Genomic DNA, 19,769 nt, shown 5'->3' on the forward strand with positions numbered 1-19,769 from the left:
GCGACTGCCAGTTTAATGGATAGCTGATTGTGCCTTTCAAAGCTCATGCACCGCCACACCGTCCCCACAAACCTCTCTGGCAATATCCACGACATGCCGATGGTGGGTCAGATAGATCGCCTGCCCGGTCCGGCCGATCGTTTCCATGACCTTGCAGGCGGACCGGGTTCTGTCCTCGTCAAATGTCTCAAAGATATCGTCACAGAAAAACGGCAGGCACACGCCCTGGCTGGTGAGTTGCTCATAGGCGGCGGCCCGAAGTGCGAGGAACAGCTGGAAGCGTGTGCCCTTTGACAGGTCGCTTGCCTGTTTGGCCGTACCGGCCGCATCGATTGCCTGCAGGATTTCAGAGGAGCCTTCCGGCCGCGTCTGCAATCGAGCGTAGGCCCCGTTGGTGAGATCCGCGAAGGCCTTCTCGGTGGCCTCCATCATGCCGCTGCGATGACTGTCCCGGTAGCGGCGAATGGCTTCTTCGGCCAGTCGCAACCCGAAAGCCGTTTCGAGATACGACAACGCGGCCTCTTCCAGCTCGATTTCCAGCGTTGCCTTTTGTTCGATCAAAGCGGCGACGTCAGCGTCACCCGTCACGGCGGTAAGGTCCTTTTGTGCGGCCGTGCGTTCTTCAATCGAGGTTTCAAGGCGCGTTTCAACGGCGGCCAGATCTTCCTCGAGACCCATCAACGAAGCGGCCAGATCCGTCGCTGTTGTTCCTTCGAGCTTTGCCCTGGCGGCTTCAAGATCGGGCACCGCCAGGTCCGTTCGGATCGAGCCGGAGAGTTCCGTCAACCGCGCTCGCTTTTCGATCACTGCCTGGGCCTCGCCGATCGCTTTGCGCAAGTCTTGCAGTGAGCCTGTCGGAACGCGATCCGGGAACAGCGCAGCCAAATCGGCCGCTTTCCTCTCGATGTCTTCAAGGGCTGTCTGGGTCTCGCTTAATGCGTCTTCTGCCGCCTGGAGATCCTTGGACAGCGTCTCAAACTGTTGCTCTGCTTCGTCGGCTGCCTGGGCCATATCCTGTATGGCTTTATAGGCGTCCAAGGGAGGTAAGGAGGCGTCTATGCCCACGGCCTTTGCCAGGCGCGCAACCTCCCGCGCAAAATCCTCCTGATCTTTTTCCATCGCCTCGACCTGGCGCTCCGCACCAGCCCGGCGCCCATCCATTTCCCGGAGCTCACGCAGTGGCTCAAGAGACTGGATCACTCCTTCCGGGTCGAGAGCAGATCCGAAGAATTCAGAGATCAGTGAGGTCCAGGTTTTCTGATGTGCTTTGTGGCTCTCTTGCAGGCTGCTCATGGATTGCCGTTGGCGGACGAGCTCGGCTTTCAAGTTCTCGCACGTATCAATCGCTGCCTTGCGTTTGTCTTCCAGTGCGCGCTCTTCGTCCCGCCGCACACGCGCCTCGGCGATCAGAGTGTCGAAGTCCTCGGTTTCAAGGTGCAATGCTTCTCGTAGGTCCTCGATTGCGCGCTGGGCATCCGCGAGCGTGGTCTCATGTTCCTTCTCCAGGCGTTTGCAGTTCGTGTCAGCCTGAATCGCTGCTTCGAGCTTTCCAACCCACACTGAGAATATTGCTGGGCTGACCGGGTTGCTCAAGCCGCAGCGGCCGGCGTAGCCGTCAACGGTTTCGCTGACGGCGGCCAACTCTTCATCCAGCTTGGCGAGGCGTTGCTTTGCGGAGGACAGCTCGGTTTCGAGTTCGCTTTGCCTGTGCTCTTCGGCTCTCAGCCGGCCGAGCTCGGCCGCATGATCAAGCCGGGTCTCCGATACCTGATCGACCTTCTGCATGGCGGTTTCGAAGGTGCTGGCAGAGGAGGGATCAAGAGTGGATTTATGGGCGGCCCAAAGTTGATCGCGTTCCGTCTTTGCTGCCTGTGCTGCCGCGTCATCCACGACACCTGATCCCGACTTGAGAGCGGTGATGCGGTGTGCCCCCGCGCTCAGGTCGGCTTTCAGATCTTCGCAGCGGTCGGAGAGTTTGGAGCGTTGGTCCTGGAGGGCGCGATGCTTCTCTGCGAGCTCTTCGGCTTCGACCGAAGAGATTGCCGCTGGTGGAACCGCGTCGAAGACCTGGCCGGAGACTGTCAGGGCGGAGAGAGCATCCTCCCGGGCAGACGAGGCAGAGCGAACTGCCTGACGAGCCGTGGCATAACGCGGGGCAAGGCTATCGATAGAATAGCGGGACAAGATCGGCCCCACGAGGATGGTGACCGGATCGTCGTTTTGGAACTTGGTCAGTTCCTGTTCAGCGATCTCAATACGCTCCAGAAGCGCTTCAATTTCCTTTTCCATATTGGCGAGGTCGCGGGTGGAGGTTCGCAGACTATCCCTGGCCGTTTCCAGCTGCCCCATCTGACCGTGCGATAGCACCAAGGTCTTTGGGTCGATGCTTTCGGCGGCATCCAGATCCCTCGCTGCCCGGAGCATATCGTGATGAATGTCAGCGAGTGCTCTGCGACGCTTGTCGAGATCCAGATCAGCTGTCGTATAGCGACTACGCAGAACATCGATCCGCTCCAGATCGTCCGAGACCGACAAGTGTTCCGGGTGGCGCTGCACCTGAGCCAGTCGGTCGCGCAGGTTCGCTGTCTCCTGGTCGATCCGGTCTTTGTCGGCAAGGTGCCTGTTTTGCTCTGTCAGGAGCGTCACCAGCGCTTCCGGATTGACATCCAGGTATGTCGGATAGTCGGAGTACTCGGTCAGTTCGGCTTCCAGGGCATCGATCTCGGCGAGCTTCGGTAAAGCCGCTTTAAAGGCTTCTAAATCTGCCATTGAAGTCAGCAATGCGCTTCGTTCTTTTCGCGCGCTTGCCTCTTCCACCTGGGCGGCTTCCAGCACCTGTTTCAGTTTCTTGTAGGCGCTGACGGGAACGTCCGTTTCCCTGATCTGGCGCTCTACTTCGGTCAGGTCTCGCTTCAACTGCGCGATCCGGGTGGAGGTGGCACGTTTGCGGTAGATGCCGTCGGCCTTGTCGCGGAACTGCTCAAGCACCCCGGTGAGATCACTGACGCCCGCCGCTGCCGAGAACAGGAGCCGGCCGATGTCTCCCTTGCTGCTGACAATTTCTTCGCCGCCTTTTTCGATGGTTCCGTCATCAAGGCAAAGCAGCTGCCGGTAATCTGTTTCTGACAGGCCGCCCAGGTGTGCGGCCAGAGCCGTTTCCGGCAAGGGCGTGTCGTTGAGATCGCGCAGTGACGGATCGCGCGTGGACAGTCGGGAGAGCTGGAGCTGCGCGCCATTGATGTCCAGGACACCCGAGACCCGCAGATTTTTGCGCTGGTGCAGAAAGTCATATTGGTCCTGGTGAGGAAACCCGTACAGCAGGCGCAAGAAGGCTTCCATCGTCGTGGTCTTGCCGGCTTCGTTCGGTCCGTAGATCATATGGAAATCCGATGAACCCGCCTTGGCCCCGAAGTCATAGGACTTGCCGGTGAAGTGGCCGAAGAGATCGAGGTTGAGTTTTTGAAGGCGCATCATTCGCTTGCGCCCTTCATGGCAGCAAGGATGCTTTCCGCGCCGGCTTCAGACAGGGACCTTGTGAGGTTTTCGGCAGCCTCCGCATTCGGCAACAGCTTCGACCTTCGAGCTGGAGGGATTTCGCTGGCCACAGTTTCCAGTAATTCCCGCATCTCAGCGGCGATAGCGGGTTCATCGCGGATTTCCGCCATCAACCGTTCAAGCTCGCCAACAGCTGACTTGCTGTCAGCTCTCTCCGCTTTCCCGGTCAGATCGAATTTGACCTTTTCAATCCAAAGCCGTTCGGTGCCCCGGGCAAGTTCCGCGATGATTTCCACCCAGCTGTCCTGGTCCCGCAGCACTTGCCATTTGCGGCCTGTCTGACCGCTGAGAGTGAGCCGGACAAGTCCGGCATCGGCAGAAAGGCCTTCCGCCATCTCCTGCAAGTGCCGGCGGACGTGGCCTCGGATTTCATCATCCGTCTCAAAGCTGCCGATATCGACCGTGAGTTCCAGGAACTCCGCGGCGGATGTCGGGACCTCTGAGACCGAGATTGTCTTGTCTTCGATCGTCAGCAGAGTGGCGGACTTCGGACCAGCCTCGCCAATGTCTCGGCCCTGCGGGATGCCCGGCATGACAATCCAGGGAGCACTGGAATGCACCTGGCGCTTGTGCACATGGCCGAGCGCCCAGTAGTCGAAGCCCATCGCTGAAAGCTCTGCGACAGAGCAAGGGGCATAGGTATCGTGCCCCTGGCTGCCGGCCAGGGAGGTGTGCAGCATGGCGATGTTGACCGCATCGGGTTCCGGTGAGCCGAATTTCGGCAACAGACTGTCAGGTGCCTGACGTCCACTGAAGCTCACCCCGTGGATCCAGACATCCGTCTCACCGAGTTGCTCCCGGCGGCCACGGCCGTCAAAGACATGGACATTCTCCGGCAGGCTGACTTCGCCGGTTAGCGGGTTTTCCGCGTCGTGGTTCCCCTTGATGTAAAAGACGGGAATACCGGCTTGCTTCAGTCGATCCAGTTGCCCGGTCAAGAATGCAGCTGTCTTGGCGCTTCGCTCCGCACCGTCAAAGAGATCGCCTGCGATCAGCAGCGCCGAGACATCCTCGGCCAAAGCAAAGTCGACCAGCCGCGTGAATGCCGTCCTGGTCGCCGTGTGAACGGTGCTTTGCAGACCTTCATCGCGAAGCGCGAGCGACTTGAGTGGCGAATCGAGATGGACGTCGGCAGTATGCAAAATCCTGATCAAATGCTGTTTCCCAAAACGAAGACCTGAAATCTCAATCCCTGATGGTTGTTTCTTTAAACCACTCCGGACAGGAAAAGCACAAACCCTTTCCCGGTCCACGACCAGAAAACCAGCTGCACTCGCTTGGCCGACACGAGCTGCCGTTCTCAACAAACGAGGCACGATTTGAGCGTTTATCAGTCCATTAAACTATCCCTTATCGACATCCCCGAGGACCGAATTCGGGACGTGGATCAGGAGTGGGCCGAGTGCCTTCGAGACATGTTCAAGGAGATGGGCCAGAAAACGCCGATCGACGTGGTCGAGGACGGCAAGCGCTATTCGCTGGTCGCGGGAGCCCATCGCCTTACGGCAGCAAAGCTTGCCAGGTGGCGAGAGATCAACGCGAGGATTCTGGAGCCTTCATCCGGGCACTCTGCCGACGAAATGCGCCTTTACGAGATCCTGGAGAACCTCGGTCGCAAGAACTTCAATGCGCTGGAGCGGTGCGAGGCGCTGAGTGAGTTGAAGCGGGTGTATGAGGTTCAGCATCCGGAAACCAAGCGCGGTGGCAAGCGCGGAAATCAGTATACCGGCGGACAAAAGAGGCAAGGGGAAATTTTTGCGTTTTGCCAAAACGCAACTGAAACCACTGGCCTTTCCCGTCGCTCTGTCGAACTGGCAATTCAGATTTTTCGCGGTTTGAGCCCGCAATCACGCGAGCGATTGAAGGGCACGCCATTCGCGGAGAAGCAATCCGATCTCAAGGCCCTGGCCGACGTCGACGATGATGTTCAATCCAGGGTGCTCGATCTCATTCTGGGAGAACCGCCGGAAGCTAAATCAGTCGCAAATGCGTTGACTATCGTGGAACGCGGTAGGCTGTTCACAACGTCCGAGCGTCTTCTCAGGACAGTCTGCGACAGCATGGTGAAACTTTCGAAGGCCAGCCGGGCGGCCGTGTTCCGTCAGCACAGATGGGAAATCGTGGAGCAGGCGAAAAAGGAGGGTTGGCTCGATGAGGAGAATGGTTGAGCGAGGCGGTGGGAAATTGGCTGCTGCCTGTTTGATCTAGCCCAAGTCTAGAAAAGCGTTCGATGCCGCGCGATGGAATGACAGGTTCGGGGCCGACTGCTGACTAGCGGCTTGTGAACACACAAGTTACCTACGCGGGCATTCGCACAGAGCTGGTTCACTGTAACTTCCGGCCCTAAGCTGCCGTCGGGCACCGTCTCAATGAACGACGGCTTCGCGCGCCCTTCACAGTCGTTCAGCGATGAAGCGACGGATCCCAAAAGCCGCCATCCGAGGAGACACGAGAAAGCGGGTGCGGCATGACTTGACTGATCCTTCGAATTACGGCGAGCGGGCGGTTCGCAATCGACGGTCCAGATAGCGCTTATGATATACCTCGCGTCCATTACGAAGTTTGAACGTCGTCCAGATGTAAAGCAATTCCTTGTGGGCGTTCGAAACGTCGACGTCTTCAATCTTCTCGACGTTGGGCCTACGTGCGATCTCTGTGCACTGGTCGACCAACGCCTCCAGCGACACGGCCAGGAAAGATTCGAGCTCGGCGGGATCAGAAATGATGTTGGCGGGAACGAACCTCCCGGCGCCAACACGCTCGCATTCCTCTAGCGGGCGCGCCGGCTTTATGATGTTAAAGGCCAATTCGAAGCCGTGTATCTCGCCCTGCAAAACCTCGATCGGGCGATGGTCGAGCAAATCGCATATCTGCTTGGCGTGAGCCGGGTTGATGCAAGGCCCCAAGAAAACACGGCTGAGCGCGTCATCGACATAGTGTTTCCGTCCAAGCGCGCCGGTGATGAAACGCCATTCCTTCTCGTGCGCCCATTCCCTGCGTTTTCGTGTGAAGCGTGCGATCACGGCTTCTTGGAGTCGATCCCGCGTCATGTCGGCCACAGTCAGCGACGGCAAAGCGTTTTGGGCGTAGGTGACTTTTCGTAGCTGCTCGTTTTGGAAGTCTCCTATGTCGAGTTCGGACGTCGAAAATTCGAGGCACATGCCGGCGAAGTTGCTGGCGTAATAGGCCCACATCGGCAGATCGAGGTACGTGCCTGCGAGCGAGACCAGTGCAAAGCTGTCGATCGTATCGGAGAGCATCTCGTACATTGCCTCGACGCTTTTTCCGGCAGAAGCGAGAATCGAATTGATGAAGCGGTCGTCTGAGGCGCCCGTCTTGTAGAAAGCTTCCATTGGGTCGTTCATCTTGGCGAACGGCGCCGCGTAGAGATATGCCCCTCGGAGAGCGTCCAACTCGCGGCAGAACAATGCATCGTCCAGCGGACGATAGCGATATACTCTTTCGGGAACTTTCATCGTTGACCTGTGCAATTAATGTGGGCCGGGCAGATTCGCGCCAAACGACGGCTCAGTAAATTCTTTACCTGAAACCCGTCGGGCCTCTTACGGCCCGCAGCCGACTTGCGGCACCTTCTCAACGAATGACAATTTCGCGCGCCACCTCGGCCGTTCAGCTCCCTGCCCCCGAAATCTGCCTTTACGCCGAGGTGCGGCTGACGTCTGAAATGGGCTGGACTTCCGCCAGTCCACTTCTAGCTGCTGAGCTGGAAAGGCGGCCAGTCAGGCAGCAACAACGTTACTGCATTAGTCGATGAAGGTTAAATGCAACCACGGGACTTCTGCTGGAGTTGATATCCCGCTTGCCTGCCTTAGAGAACGTACCGATGATCATCGCGTCCACTTGCGGGACATGGCTGGTCGACGAGCAGACCAGGGTAGTTTAAACCAGTTCGTGCTTTTTAGCGATATCGCTCGCGGCCTTCTCTATGCCTGGATAGATGGTGCTCGCCTTGATGTTTAGCTTGTCGAGTTGAGTGAGTATGCCGGCCTTGTTCCGGACGCGTATTCGCGACACTTCGATGTTGCTGTACCCGGTTTCAGGGAGGATCGCATCCTTACCAAACAGCAGAAACGCGCCGGATTGGGAAATCATTCGCTCATGTGTATTACGTGCACGGACGAACACGATCTTTTGCAGATCTCCCGGGACGATACGGCCCTCAAAGTAGGGCTTCTCACGCTTGATGAAATGAAGAAGCTTTTCGACGACGGGCTCTCCGTTGAAGGCCGTGATATCCATAGTCACGTCCATTGCGTCCTTCTCTTCCTCCTTCATCAGGCAGAGGTTTGAGATGCAGCTCACGCGATCTGAATCGAAATGGAGAACGTCGTCGCTGGGCGAGCGAAGGATGATGACCTCACCGTCGATTTCGTTCCCTTCGGCATCCGTTTTGGTTGTGGAACAGCAGAAGTAAAGCGCTACAAGTGGGTTGGAGCTGACATCGAGTAGACGGGTCGGCAGCCCGAAATGCTGCATACGCACCAGCCTGTCCAGCATTGAACGGTCATTGGAAAACTGCGCGTCCTGGACGCTTAGTAGTTCACGAACCATCACTTCTTCTTTCGGAAGGTACTTGTAGCTGCCAGCCTCATTCCTGCGAAACAGGGAGGGCGCCAGCAGATAGTTAAAGTCCGAGTGTCCGCGATAAAAGATCTCTCCGCCGAGCTTCTCCTCGAGCCCGAGCACCTGCGTCATAAAGGCTTGCAGCGTCTCAACCGGCTCGATTGGCTCCTGGGATGGCTCGGGAGGTGCCGGAGCCGCCGTGACGTTGGTCATATTCGGCGGCTGCGGGACAATGTCGGTTAGAACAGTGCTGAGATCCGCGGATTTGATCGCCCAGTGTGTGCGGTGTAGCTCAAAAGAATTCATCCGGAGCGCCTTGCGGAAGGCCTCGCGGTCCGCAACAGGGACTTCCCCAAAATCGTGCGAGAGTTCAAACGTGTAGGAGATCTCGCCCGCGTCTACAGAGAGTTCCGAGACCTTGCCGATACGCATACGAAAGAAATAATTCTTGTCGTTATCGCGATAGAGCTCACTCATGAAGAGAGTGGGCAGCTCAGCAAGATAAGCGAGACTGGCGGCCGTAATGGGCTTGAAGCTCGCGACAATCGACGGGTCCGTGTACTCAAGGAAGCGCGACAGCGCGAAAGCGTCGCTGTGCGCCTCGCCGACCGGTACGTTCCAGCGTGAATCATTGCCTGCCATGACTACACTGAACATGTTCGCCGCCCCTTCGGTCAAAAAATGCTATCGCGCATTGAGGATGCTCGCACCGCTTAAACAGCGACGACAAATCCCGACGCCAAGAAATTCCTCGCTTCTAAGATTAGCTGCTGATTGTCCTTGCGAAAAGAGCCAGTCGATTCTTTCAAAAGCCGCCGGGCCGCTGTCAGCGTCTTATCTGCGGAGTTGCGGGAACAGGTCTCCTCAGAAGGCAGCTTGCAGAACGCGGCTGAATCGTTCGGATTGTCCACACTAGGGCCTGGAGCGGTCTGACGATAATGCGTCTGAACGGCAACTATTCCGGAAAGGGTTCAGAAAAGTGACTGTTCTCCTTCCGGCACCGAGCTAATCTTATACAGCAGAACTGCGCTCAGGCTGTCGTAATTGGAACGGTAGCGGTGGGCTCTCTCAAATCTGAGGAAGGGTTTCGAGTTCGGCCATCATCTTCTCGGACAACTCTACAACGGTACTGATATCGTTAATCATCTGAGGGTGGAAACGAACGGGCGACCCATCATTGTCGGCCGGGCCATAGGAGTGCATCATCCAAGGCTCGAACATACCCAAGTTCCTCTGCTCGCCTAACAGTTTGGCGAATTTGTCGAAATCACTCTCCTGTAGGGCGCCCCCTTTCGCATCCTCGAGCTCATGATACCGCTTGGTCGTTGCCTCGTCTAAGCACTTCGGTGGGATATAAAGCGGAATTCGATGCGCGAGCGCGTGCCGGTAGTTTTCTAAATAGTCGAACCACCCGTCGGTAGTCACCAGAAATTCCTGGAAAGGCTGCGATAAGCTCGCTCGGACAACCTTACATCCCGACGTCAGGCCGATCCATTTTTGCGGCAATGCACCACCGTTGGGCTTTGTGAGGTCCGTTTCCCAGACCCATATCCGAGCTAAGTTGTCGACAGCGCCGTATGTGTTGATAATAAACGACTGCAAGAATATTTCTGCGTCATTAATGTGCTCACGTTGCGGGTTGGCTGCGTCCAGTGGAACGAGATTGTACACCTTCTTCATACATCGGGCCATGGTCTCGACGCGCCGGATCAAACCATGATTGGCCAACGTGCGTGTTACATCCTTACGGTATACGTGGGTGATGATGCGTGTTGTCAGGTCGCCTTGGCGATCCATCCATTTTTCATACTGCTCGACGAATTCCTTGATCTGCTCGACGCTATAGGCCATCAGGCGGTTCCTTGGGAAAGGTACTATAGGCCGATCAGAATTTGTGCCTGGAACCAGCCTGTTTTGAGCAGTTTCGTCGGATTTTACCTTCTTTGGCAACTGGCAGCCATATATCCCCGTTGTTTACAAGCGGACAGGCTGCACTCAACCCCTTTCGGTCATTCGTTCCGACTGCAGCGAATGTCGAGTTCCCGCCCTCATCAGACTTTCCGTCGCGTGCAACGAACGGCAGCTATCATACAGTGCCCCCTTGCAGCTGAACGGCCGAAATGGCCGTGCAAAGCGGTCGCATCACAAAAACCTTCCGAAGGACGCTCCAGCCCAACTTCTCTCATAACTCTATCTTTGAAGGTCTGATCAAAGAGTTTTAAACAAGGCGAATTTAATCGCCGAAAAAGGCTCCATATGGAAAAAATTTGGGTGCCAAGTGAAGTTGCGCGAAATGCCAAACGAAGTTGCGCGCTACACTACAACAATTCGCCAAAACGGCAGAGCTCAACATTCGGCGCTTGCCGGGTTTACATGAAACTATTGGGAAAAGTGGTAGCGGAGGAGGGACTTGAACCCCCGACACGCGGATTATGATTCCGCTGCTCTAACCAGCTGAGCTACTCCGCCATCCATGCGGCATGGGCCGAAAGGCCTGCGCGACGTGGGGTGCTTATAGTGAGGCTGCGGGCGGGCGTCAAGCGTGGAATTCGCGCCTGCCCGGATTGTTTTGCCGTTGCCCTCAGGCCGCGGAAACCGGGCTTTCCACCTGGGGAAAATCGATTGCCCAGGTGCCGGTTCGCTCGGTCTTGTGGATCCAGCCGCCGCCCAGCACGCGGGCGGTTTCGTCGTCATTGTTGAAGAAGACGCAGGCCTGGCCGGGGGCAACGCCGGTTTCGCCGTTGGCGAGGTCGACAAAGGCCTTGCCGTTGAGCATGCGCACGGTCGCCGGCGCCGGTGGGCGGGTTGAGCGGACCTTGGCGAAGACCTCGATTGCATCGCCCTCGTCAAGCGGCTGGTCGCCGATCCAGTTGAGCTCGCGCAAGAGAATGGTGCGCGTTGCCAGTGCTTTCCTGGGGCCGACGACGACGCGCCGGGTGTCGGGGTCGAGACGCACGACATAAAGCGGCTCGCCGGTCGCAACACCGATACCGCGGCGCTGGCCGATGGTGAAGTGGATGATGCCGTCATGGGTGCCCAGCACGCGGCCGTCCATGTGGACGATGTCGCCGGGCTCGGCCGCATTTGGGCGCAGCTTGCGGATGACGGCGGCATAATCGCCGTTGGGTACGAAGCATATGTCCTGGCTGTCCGGCTTGTTGGCAACGGAAAGGCCGAATTCGGCGGCAAGTTCGCGCACCTTCGCCTTCGGCATGCCTCCGAGAGGAAAGCGGACGAAATCCAGCTGCTCCTGGGTGGTTGCGAAGAGGAAATAGCTCTGGTCCCGGTCGAGGTCGGCCGGGCGGTAGAGCGCGCGTCTGTTGCCCGCTGCCGCGGAGCGCACGTAATGGCCGGTGGCCAGCGCGTCGGCACCCAGATCCCGAGCGGTCTTGAGAAGATCGGTGAACTTGACGGTCTGGTTACAGGAGACACAGGGGATCGGGGTTTCACCGGCAATATAGCTGTCGGCGAACCGGTCCATCACCTGTTCCTTGAAGCGGCTTTCGTAATCCAGCACATAGTGGGGAATGCCGATTGTCTCCGCGGCGCGGCGGGCATCGTGGATATCGACCCCCGCGCAGCAGGACTTTGCCTTGCTGACGGCCGCGCCATGATCGTAGAGCTGCAGCGTGACGCCGATGACGTCATACCCTTCGGCCTTCATCAGCGCCGCAACGACGGAGCTGTCCACACCGCCGGACATGGCGACAACGACCCGCGTGTCTTCCGGGCGGCCGGGAAGGTCCAGACTGTTTCGCATCAATTACACTTCCAGAAGTCTTCGTTTTCCGACCGGCAGGGCTGCGCCCGAACGCGTTGTCTTGCCCTTGCGCCGTCAAGATGCGGCGCTGCGGTCCGTTTTCAAGTTGGCGGCACTATACAGATAAGCTTGGCTGCTGCCAATTCCATGGTCCGCATGGCAGGCACGCATTGCCGCATGGGCAAAGCTTGCCGCCCGCTGCGCGTTCTTGCGGTGTGTGAAACCAGAAAACCTTCAATGAAAACAGCTGTCTCCATGGGTGACTTAAACTGGCCCGGTGCTTGCTTACCAAGGCGGTGACGAAATGCGTCCACGAGGTGGGCGAAGAGATCGGGGGCGCAAGTGCTGCCATTTGGATTGACGACCGATGTTTCCGCCGGAGCTCTGGCGGCCGGAAACGGCGCCTTGCAGGGCGCCGGTCAGAAGCAGGGCAAAGCTCCGGGCGGTGCCGGGTTCGCCGCCGAGCTCGGCGCGGCCGATGCCGGCCGGGGTCCGGACGCTTCAGGTGCCCTGCCGGGCAAGGGCGCGCAGGGAGTGGAAGCGGTTGCGGACACCGTGCCCGGGATCAAGGCCGGTCCTGACGCGCCGCGGGTTGAGGATATGCTTCAACTCCCCGTTGGAGAGGTCGCGGCGGATCCTTTGCCTGTGGACGGCCAGGAGATATTGAGCGGAGCTTCCGGAGAAGTTGCCGACGCGGCAACGGATGAGAGCCTGCCGACAGACGACGCGATTGCGAACGGATCCGAACCGTTGCCGGGCGCCGGACTGCCGGGACTGGCCGCAAACACGCCGCTTCCGGCCGGGGACGCCGCGCTGGCGCGGGCAAATTCCATTGTCGGGCCTGTTTCCGGACCTGCAGGTACGGAGAGCTCCGGACTGGCGGGCGGTAGCCCGCAAGGGAGCGGGGGAGCGGCTGGCGGTCCCGGACAGGTGCCTGCGAATGCTTCGGGATCCGGTTCTTTCGGCGATGTTCTGGCCTCCGCAACCGCCGGGGCAGCGCCTGCGGGGTCGGTGGAGCGCAGATGGCAAAGCGAACTGCCGAGGGAACTCAGGGCGCAGGCTTCGGTGGCACCGCAATCCTCGGCACCTGTCCGGCAGGAGCCGGGGACCGCGGGCGTCGTTGCAGATGCTCTGACGGCGCGGCCGGGAAATGAAACCGGAGCCGGGGAGCAGGTGAAGGGACCCGGGTTGCCGACAGGACCTTCCACCGCCGGGCAGGACGTGACTTTGTCCGGTGGACGCAGCCAGACCTTCAGCGCGGGCAAAGCAGGTGAGGGAACCGCACAAGGATTGCAATCCGGCGAAGTTGCCGAGGCCGGTTTGGCGGCAAAGTCTGGCGTGACGGCGCAAAACCGCTCAGGTGATGGGCCTGTGCCGCTGCAATCTCCGGCGGCTGGCGCCGGCGCTCGCCGGACGGGCGAGGCAGGTCTGAGCGAGGCCCTTTCTGGGGATGAGGCGGCCGGTCTCAAGGGAGCGGCGGACACAAAATCGCCGACCGTTGCAGACAGGATAGCGGACCGCGCCACAGGCGGTCAGTCCGCAACTGACGCTTCGTCGCGGCCGGAAGCTCGCCTGGCGGGCGCGAACGCAGCTGCATCGACGGCTGCCGGCCTTCCCTCAACCGCCTTCACGATGGCAGGCGGCGACGCCGAGCTGATTGTGAACGGGGCCGATTTGAGCCTCACCGGTGAAGGTGGCGCGGCGACTGTGCGCGGCGGCGACCTTTCAGGAGCGATGCGGACGGACAGCCTGCAGGCTCCGAACCAGAGCCAGTCAGGTCATGTCGCCACACAGGTGGCTGCGGAGATCGCCCGCAATCTGAAGAACGGCAACACCCGTTTCCAGATGCGTTTCGATCCTCCGGAGCTCGGACGTGTGGAGGTGAACATGAAGGTCTCCTCGGACGGCAGCGTGCATGCGCATCTGATTGTCGACCGCCCGGAGACGCTGGATATGTTCCTGCGCGATCAGCGCGGTCTCGAAAAGGCCCTGGAAGCCGCGGGCCTCAATCCGGATTCGGAGAATATGCAGTTTTCGCTGAAACAGGACGGCGGACGTGAATTCGCCTCCGGTGACGACAGGCAGGATCAGGGGCCTGAAGGCGGTCAGGAGCAGGCCGTGGGCACAGCAGCAGAGATCGACCCAATGGTGGAAGAGATCGTCCGGATGACACTCGCGGAACAGCGCGGCGGACTGGACCTCAAGATTTAAAACAGGGCGGGATCCGCCTTTGGAGTGAAGCATGACAACGGTTACCTCGGCATCGTCCGCCCTCGCACAGACCCAAAGCGCCACCAGCCAAGAGGGGTTGATGGCCAACTACGATCTGTTCCTGAGCATCCTGACCACGCAGATCCAGAACCAGGATCCGCTCGATCCGATGGATTCGGCCGAATACACCAGTCAGTTGGTTCAGTATTCCACCGTCGAGCAGGGCATTCAGCAGAACAAGAACCTCGAGAACATCATTGCCACGCTGCAAAGCAATCAAAGCATGAGCTATGTCAGCTATATCGGTAATGAAGTCTCGGCGGATGCCTCCACCACGCTGCTGTCGGGCGACGTGGCGAGCTGGGACTACGAGATCCAGGAGGATGCGTCAGGAACCTACGAAATTCGCGATGCCTCCGGCGACGTCGTCGCCAGTGGCGATATTGAGCTCGCTGCGGGCTCTGGCACCTTCATGTGGGACGGGCAGAAGGATTCCGGAACGGAAGCCCTTCCCGGTTCCTACACGATCTCTTTCGACATGCAGGACGCTTCCAGCCGCAGCGAGAATGTCAAGACAGAGATCAAGGGTATTGTTGACAGCGTCGACTGGTCGAGCGGGGAACCGGTCCTGAAAGTCGACGGGCGCAGCATTCCCGTAAGTTCGGTGACATCGGTTTCAAGCCCGAGCTAGCGAAATATCAATGCATCTGACGGAGAGCCGGCATCACTGCCGGCTCTCTTTTTTTGCGTCCTGGCGAGGGAAAGCAGGCCTTGACGTTGTCTGCTTGTGTTTTTCAACGGGCGGCGAGCCGTCTGCGGTCCTGTCAGAAGACCTGCGGCAATGCGGCTTGAACGCAAGGCGATGCGCGCCCGGTTGCGGGCCTCGGCATTCCATGCGCGCGCCTTCTGATGCAGGTGAAGACGGACTTGAGGAACGGGAGGGAGCCGCGGCATCTCGGACGCCAGTTTGGCGGGCCTCCTGGTTATTTTTCACAATAATTTTTTATCCGTGCGTCGCCCTTGCCCCTTGTTCGCGGCTCCAGATTGCGCTTCGGAACAGGAAAGATCCGCTCATCGCAGCGGCCTGAAGAGCTGATTGCGTCTCTCGCGTTCTGCGCAAGTACTTCGAATTGCGTCGCAAATTGCATCCGTTCTTTTTATGGTTAACAAATTCATGTAATGCGGTTAAGCATTTGAATAGTTTTCTTCGCCAAATCCTAATTATCATTCATTAAATTTAGATTTTATAGTTAATAAAAACACAATTTTGCTTTAGGCGTTTGTTAAGCGTCCTACTGTAGCCTGAAGACTACATTGGTCATGGTTAGTGTGAGAGTACAATGACCGAACAGATTCGTTCGCGTGTTAAATATGTTATCGGGCCTGACGGCAGTCCGCTTACTATTGCAGACTTGCCGCCCACATCCACAAAGCGATGGGTAATCCGTCGCAAGGCGGAGGTGGTCGCTGCTGTCCGAGGGGGGCTCCTGTCCCTCGAGGAGGCCTGTCAAAGATACACTCTGACGGTTGAGGAATTCCTCTCCTGGCAGAGTTCGATCGAAAAGCACGGCCTGGCCGGGTTGAGAGCGACCCGGGTTCAGCAATACCGGAACTGATCCGGACGGCGAAATACGAGTGGCGCACGCATGGTGCGTCTGAAAGGGGTCGGCTGTGCCGGCCTTTTTTATTTCCGTTTGTCTTCTGCAACTTATCCAAACATTAATGAAGTAGGCAGTTTTTCCCCACTTCAATTGCGTTTTGCAATATGAAGAAGCCCGGTAAGCCGCCATTCCGCGCCGGGCCCAAGAGATCTGTTAACCTGTTGTTAACCATCAGGGCGGCAAATTTTGCCCATCGAAGGTGTGGCATGTCTGACCGACTCCAATAATAACGGCAGAGCATGTTTCAGATGCGGGCGGGCATTCGTGAACGGACTGGTAGAATTCATCAGAACTTTGGGCGCGGCACGTATTGCCGCGATGGGCGCTGTCGCAGCGATCCTGATCGGGGTGTTCGCCTTCATCATCATGCGCGTGACCGCGCCGCAGATGACGACCCTCTACAATGAAATGACGCTTGAGGATTCCGCTGCGGTCGTCTCCCAGTTGGAATCCCAGGGAGTCCAGTTCGAGCTGAAGCGTGAAGGCTCGACCATTCTGGTGCCCCGCGAACAGGTTGCCCGGCTGCGCATGCAGCTCGCCGCGGAAGGGCTGCCGACCGGCGGTTCCATCGGCTACGAGATTTTCGACAAGACCGATACGCTGGGAGCGACCAGCTTCGTTCAGAATATCAATCATCTTCGCGCCATGGAAGGCGAACTGTCACGGACCATCGGAACGCTGGACCGCATCCGGTCGGCACGGGTCCATCTGGTCATACCGGAGCGGCAGCTGTTCCAGCGTGACCGCCGGCCGCCTTCCGCGTCCATCGTGCTGAACGTCCGGGGCTCTCTCGGGCCGGGTGAAATCCGCGCCGTCCAGCATCTGGTGGCAACCGCAGTCGACGGACTTGATCCCGACAAGGTTTCGATCGTCGACGAAAGCGGACGCCTGCTGGCCTCCGGCGCCGGTACCGACGAGGACGGCATGATGTCCGCTTCGCTTCAGGAGCGGACCGTGGCCGTCGAGAGCCGGCTGCGCAACCAGATTGAAGAGATCCTGAATTCCGTCGTCGGCCCCGGCAGGGCCCGGGTCCGGGTGAACGCGGATATCGATTACAACCGGCTGACGGAAACCACCGAGACATTCGATCCGGATGGTCAGGTTGTCCGCTCGACGCAATCGAAGGAAGAAGCGTCTTCCGCCGTCAGCCGGAACGGTCAGGTTACTGTTGGTAATGAGTTGCCCAATGCGCAGGAAGGCGACAATGCGGGCGGCAGGGACACCAGCAACCTGATCGAGGAAATCGTCAACTACGAGATTTCCCGTTCCACGCGCACCGAGGTCATGGAAGCCGGTCAGGTGGACCGCCTGAGTGTTGCCGTCCTCGTTGACGGCACCTATGTGCCGGATGAGGACGGGAACGCCGTCTATACCCCCCGGGATCAGGAAACGCTGGACAGGATTGCCGTTCTGGTGCGTTCCGCCGTCGGTTTTGACCAAAACCGGGGGGATGTGGTCGAGGTCGTCAACCTGCAGTTCGCATTGCCTCCGCAGGACGACCTGCTGGCCGAGGGTGACGGCCTGTTCGATTTCACACGGGACGATATCGTCCGTTTCGCGGAATTGGGCGTTCTCTCCCTGATCGCGATCCTGCTGTTGCTCTTCGTGGTCCGTCCGCTGCTGCGCCGGATCGTGACGCCGGAGGAAAAACAGCCTCAGGAACTGATGATCGGTCCGGATGGCACTCTGGTGGTCGAGACGGAAGTGGCCAAGGACGAGGATCCGGAAGACGAATTCGTGATCGAGTGGCTGGAGCAGGCCAAGCATGAAGGCGCAATGCAGGCGAGCTCGATTACAAAGGTTGGTGAAATGATCAAGGATCATCCGTCCGAAGCGGTCACGATTGTCCGCGGCTGGCTGGATCAACAGGCGGCGGCTTAACAGTGAGCGATGTACTTCAAAAACAACTGCAGGTCAGTGCCGACGAGGAAGACCGCGAACTCAAGGGTGCCGAACGCGCAGCGGTTCTGCTGCTTGCTCTCGGAGAGGCCCACGGCTCGCCGATCTGGCAAAAGCTCGATGAAATCGAAGTGCGCCAGGTCTCCACGGCGATGGCCAATCTCGGGCCGGTCACACCGAACATGCTTGAAGATCTGTTCAAGGATTTCGTCCGCCGGGTCAGCTCCACGGGTGCGCTCACCGGAAACGTCGACGCGACCGAACGTCTTCTGGCCAGTTTCCTGCCGGGCGACAAGGTCTCCGTCATCATGGAGGAAATCCGCGGTCCGGCCGGTCGAAACATGTGGGAGAAGCTTTCCAACGTGCAGGAGAACGTTCTCGCGAACTATCTGAAGAACGAATACCCGCAAACGGTCGCGGTGGTGCTGTCGAAGATCAATTCCGACCACGCCGCACGGGTGCTCGGCATTCTGCCGGAAGAACTGGCGCTTGAGGTGGTCAGCCGTATGTTGCGCATGGACGCGGTCCAGAAGGAAGTCCTGGAGAAGGTGGAGCAGACACTGCGTGTCGAGTTCATGTCGAACCTGACCAACACCTCGCGCCGGGACAGCCACGAGATGATGGCCGAGATCTTCAACAACTTCGACAGGCAGACGGAAGCCCGGTTCCTGGCGGCCCTGGAAGAGGACAATCGCGAAGCGGCGGATCGCATCAAGACGCTGATGTTCACATTCGACGATCTGCTGAAACTGGATGCAGCAAGTGCCCAGACCTTGCTGCGGCATGTCGAGAAGGACCAGTTGGCAATCGCCCTCAAGGGCTCCACCGATGCGGCCAGGGAGTTCTTCTTCGGCAACATGTCCTCGCGCGCGGCGAAGCTGCTCCAGGACGACATGGACGCGCTCGGACCCGTCCGCCTGCGGGACGTGGACGACGTGCAGACGAGTATGGTCAACAAGGCCAAGGATCTTGCCGCCAAGGGCGAGATCATGATCTCCAAATCGAAGAGCGATGATGAAATTATCTATTGATGCGTCAGCCGGCAGGTAGCGACAACACAATGCGCAGCATGAGCAACCCGCCGAAATTTCTGTTCAATGTCGACTTCGCCGAACCGGAGGAGCCGGAAGTCGTTGCGCCAATCGAACCAGAGATTCCGATGATCACGGTCGCCGAGCACGAGAAGCTTCTGGAAAAAGTGCGCACCCAGGCGCTCGAGGAAGGGCGGGTGAAGGCGCTTGCGGATCTGCAGACGAAGCAGGAAACGCTGTTGACAGCGGAAGTCGGTCATCTGACTGAGGCCGTCGGTGAAGTGCTCAAGGGGCTTGACGATCAACAGGTCGTTCGCGAGCAGGAAGCCGTCAGCCTTGCATTTCTTGTGGCTAGACGTCTCTGCGCCCACCTGATTGCCCGTCAGCCGCTGGCGGAAACCCTTGCATTGGTGTCAGAATGCCTGGGGCCGCTGCGCAAGGCGCCACATCTGGTGATCCGTATCGCGGAAAAGGATGTCGAGGCACTGAAAGCCCAGGTCGATCCCATCATTCACGAAAAGGGGTTCGAAGGCCGGCTTGTGATCCTCGGTGAACCGGAAATCAGCCGCGGCGACTGTCATATCGAATGGGCGGATGGCGGTATCCGGCGCGACCGCAAAGCGCTTGAAGGCACGATCGACACGAGCATCAGGGCCTATCTGCGGGCACGCGCCGCAGCCAAGAACGAACAAACGTCCGCCCCGTCGGCGGAGAAGGAAACTGGCGCATGAGCGACGAACAAGACACCAACATACAGCTTGACGAGCTTGAGGTTCCTCAGCGCGAGGAAGGTGAGGCTGAAGCCCAGGTGCCGCAATCGGCCGCGGATCTGGAAGCTGTGTTCGACGTGCCTGTCCGGATTTCTGCGGTTCTCGGACATTCGAAAATGCATGTCTCGGACCTTTTGAAACTGGCCTCCGGAACCGTTCTTGAACTGGACCGGAAAGTCGGAGAAGCCATTGATATCTATGTAAATGACCGGCTGGTTGCACGTGGCGAGGTTGTCCTGGTGGAAGACAAGCTCGGCGTGACCATGACGGAAATCATCAAGACCGATCGATAGGAAAG

The 19,769-nt window shown here is 58.7% G+C and carries 14 protein-coding genes and 1 tRNA gene; 8 read left to right on the forward strand and 7 right to left on the reverse strand.

Features of this window, described 5'->3' with window-relative positions; translation table 11 throughout:
• Positions 1-36 precede the first annotated feature (36 nt).
• Positions 37-3,474 carry a YhaN family protein gene (locus OA90_RS13945; protein ID WP_082837046.1) on the reverse strand — a complete coding sequence of 1,146 codons (3,438 nt, stop codon included), beginning with the start codon at positions 3,472-3,474 and terminating at the stop codon, positions 37-39.
• Positions 3,471-4,709 (reverse strand): DNA repair exonuclease, encoded by a 1,239-nt coding sequence (locus OA90_RS13950; protein ID WP_068412625.1) that lies wholly within the window; start codon positions 4,707-4,709, stop codon positions 3,471-3,473. The genes OA90_RS13945 and OA90_RS13950 overlap by 4 nt, the downstream gene beginning before the upstream one ends.
• A gap of 165 nt (positions 4,710-4,874) precedes the next feature.
• On the opposite strand from OA90_RS13950, the gene OA90_RS13955 reads away from it, so the two are divergent.
• Complete coding sequence (locus OA90_RS13955) at positions 4,875-5,723, forward strand: ParB N-terminal domain-containing protein (RefSeq protein ID WP_068412628.1); 849 nt, start codon at positions 4,875-4,877, stop codon at positions 5,721-5,723.
• A 321-nt stretch (positions 5,724-6,044) separates the two neighbouring features.
• Here OA90_RS13955 and OA90_RS13960 read toward each other — a convergent pair whose 3' ends face one another.
• From OA90_RS13960 to mnmA, 5 genes are all read right to left on the reverse strand, one after another.
• Positions 6,045-7,031, reverse strand: a complete 987-nt coding sequence (locus OA90_RS13960; protein WP_199823711.1) for a DUF2971 domain-containing protein — start codon at positions 7,029-7,031, stop codon at positions 6,045-6,047.
• A 424-nt stretch (positions 7,032-7,455) separates the two neighbouring features.
• Positions 7,456-8,796, reverse strand: coding sequence for an FRG domain-containing protein (locus OA90_RS13965; protein ID WP_068412631.1), 1,341 nt, complete (start codon positions 8,794-8,796; stop codon positions 7,456-7,458).
• A gap of 411 nt (positions 8,797-9,207) precedes the next feature.
• Positions 9,208-9,990, reverse strand: coding sequence for a hypothetical protein (locus OA90_RS13970; RefSeq protein ID WP_068412634.1), 783 nt, complete (start codon positions 9,988-9,990; stop codon positions 9,208-9,210).
• Between the two features lie 541 nt (positions 9,991-10,531).
• Positions 10,532-10,608, reverse strand: a tRNA-Met gene (locus tag OA90_RS13975).
• A 112-nt stretch (positions 10,609-10,720) separates the two neighbouring features.
• The gene (mnmA, locus tag OA90_RS13980; protein WP_208986132.1) at positions 10,721-11,902 is read right to left on the reverse strand and encodes a tRNA 2-thiouridine(34) synthase MnmA; all 1,182 of its coding nucleotides are present in this window, start codon (positions 11,900-11,902) and stop codon (positions 10,721-10,723) included.
• A 339-nt stretch (positions 11,903-12,241) separates the two neighbouring features.
• Between mnmA and OA90_RS13985 the strand changes: the two genes are divergently transcribed.
• The 7 genes from OA90_RS13985 (at position 12,242) to fliN (ending at position 19,764) form a co-directional block, all read left to right on the forward strand.
• Complete coding sequence (locus OA90_RS13985; protein WP_156510499.1) at positions 12,242-14,110, forward strand: flagellar hook-length control protein FliK; 1,869 nt, start codon at positions 12,242-12,244, stop codon at positions 14,108-14,110.
• A gap of 31 nt (positions 14,111-14,141) precedes the next feature.
• Positions 14,142-14,801: a flagellar hook capping FlgD N-terminal domain-containing protein gene (locus OA90_RS13990; RefSeq protein ID WP_068412643.1), complete on the forward strand. Its 660-nt coding sequence runs from the start codon at positions 14,142-14,144 to the stop codon at positions 14,799-14,801.
• A gap of 649 nt (positions 14,802-15,450) precedes the next feature.
• The gene (locus tag OA90_RS14000) at positions 15,451-15,726 is read left to right on the forward strand and encodes a DUF1153 domain-containing protein (protein ID WP_068412649.1); all 276 of its coding nucleotides are present in this window, start codon (positions 15,451-15,453) and stop codon (positions 15,724-15,726) included.
• 309 nt (positions 15,727-16,035) lie between these two features.
• Positions 16,036-17,652, forward strand: a complete 1,617-nt coding sequence (gene fliF / locus OA90_RS14005; protein WP_082837047.1) for a flagellar basal-body MS-ring/collar protein FliF — start codon at positions 16,036-16,038, stop codon at positions 17,650-17,652.
• Between the two features lie 2 nt (positions 17,653-17,654).
• Positions 17,655-18,701, forward strand: a complete 1,047-nt coding sequence (fliG, locus tag OA90_RS14010; RefSeq protein WP_068412655.1) for a flagellar motor switch protein FliG — start codon at positions 17,655-17,657, stop codon at positions 18,699-18,701.
• Between the two features lie 29 nt (positions 18,702-18,730).
• Complete coding sequence (locus OA90_RS14015; protein WP_208986133.1) at positions 18,731-19,432, forward strand: FliH/SctL family protein; 702 nt, start codon at positions 18,731-18,733, stop codon at positions 19,430-19,432.
• Entirely contained in the window at positions 19,429-19,764 is a 336-nt protein-coding gene (fliN, locus tag OA90_RS14020; protein WP_068412661.1) for a flagellar motor switch protein FliN, read from the forward strand. The genes OA90_RS14015 and fliN overlap by 4 nt, the downstream gene beginning before the upstream one ends.
• Positions 19,765-19,769: the final 5 nt, after the last annotated feature.

Source organism: Labrenzia sp. OB1 (genome assembly GCF_001624695.1).
GTDB lineage: Bacteria > Pseudomonadota > Alphaproteobacteria > Rhizobiales > Stappiaceae > Roseibium.

Coding starts and splice junctions, on each gene's coding strand:
- OA90_RS14000 (WP_068412649.1), top strand. CDS start 15,451: ATGACCGAACAGATTCGTTCGCGTGTTAAATATGTTATCGGGCCTGAC.
- fliN (WP_068412661.1), top strand. CDS start 19,429: ATGAGCGACGAACAAGACACCAACATACAGCTTGACGAGCTTGAGGTT.
- OA90_RS13945 (WP_082837046.1), bottom strand. CDS start 3,474: ATGATGCGCCTTCAAAAACTCAACCTCGATCTCTTCGGCCACTTCACC.
- OA90_RS14015 (WP_208986133.1), top strand. CDS start 18,731: ATGCGCAGCATGAGCAACCCGCCGAAATTTCTGTTCAATGTCGACTTC.
- OA90_RS13990 (WP_068412643.1), top strand. CDS start 14,142: ATGACAACGGTTACCTCGGCATCGTCCGCCCTCGCACAGACCCAAAGC.
- OA90_RS13965 (WP_068412631.1), bottom strand. CDS start 8,796: ATGTTCAGTGTAGTCATGGCAGGCAATGATTCACGCTGGAACGTACCG.
- OA90_RS13970 (WP_068412634.1), bottom strand. CDS start 9,990: ATGGCCTATAGCGTCGAGCAGATCAAGGAATTCGTCGAGCAGTATGAA.
- OA90_RS13960 (WP_199823711.1), bottom strand. CDS start 7,031: ATGAAAGTTCCCGAAAGAGTATATCGCTATCGTCCGCTGGACGATGCA.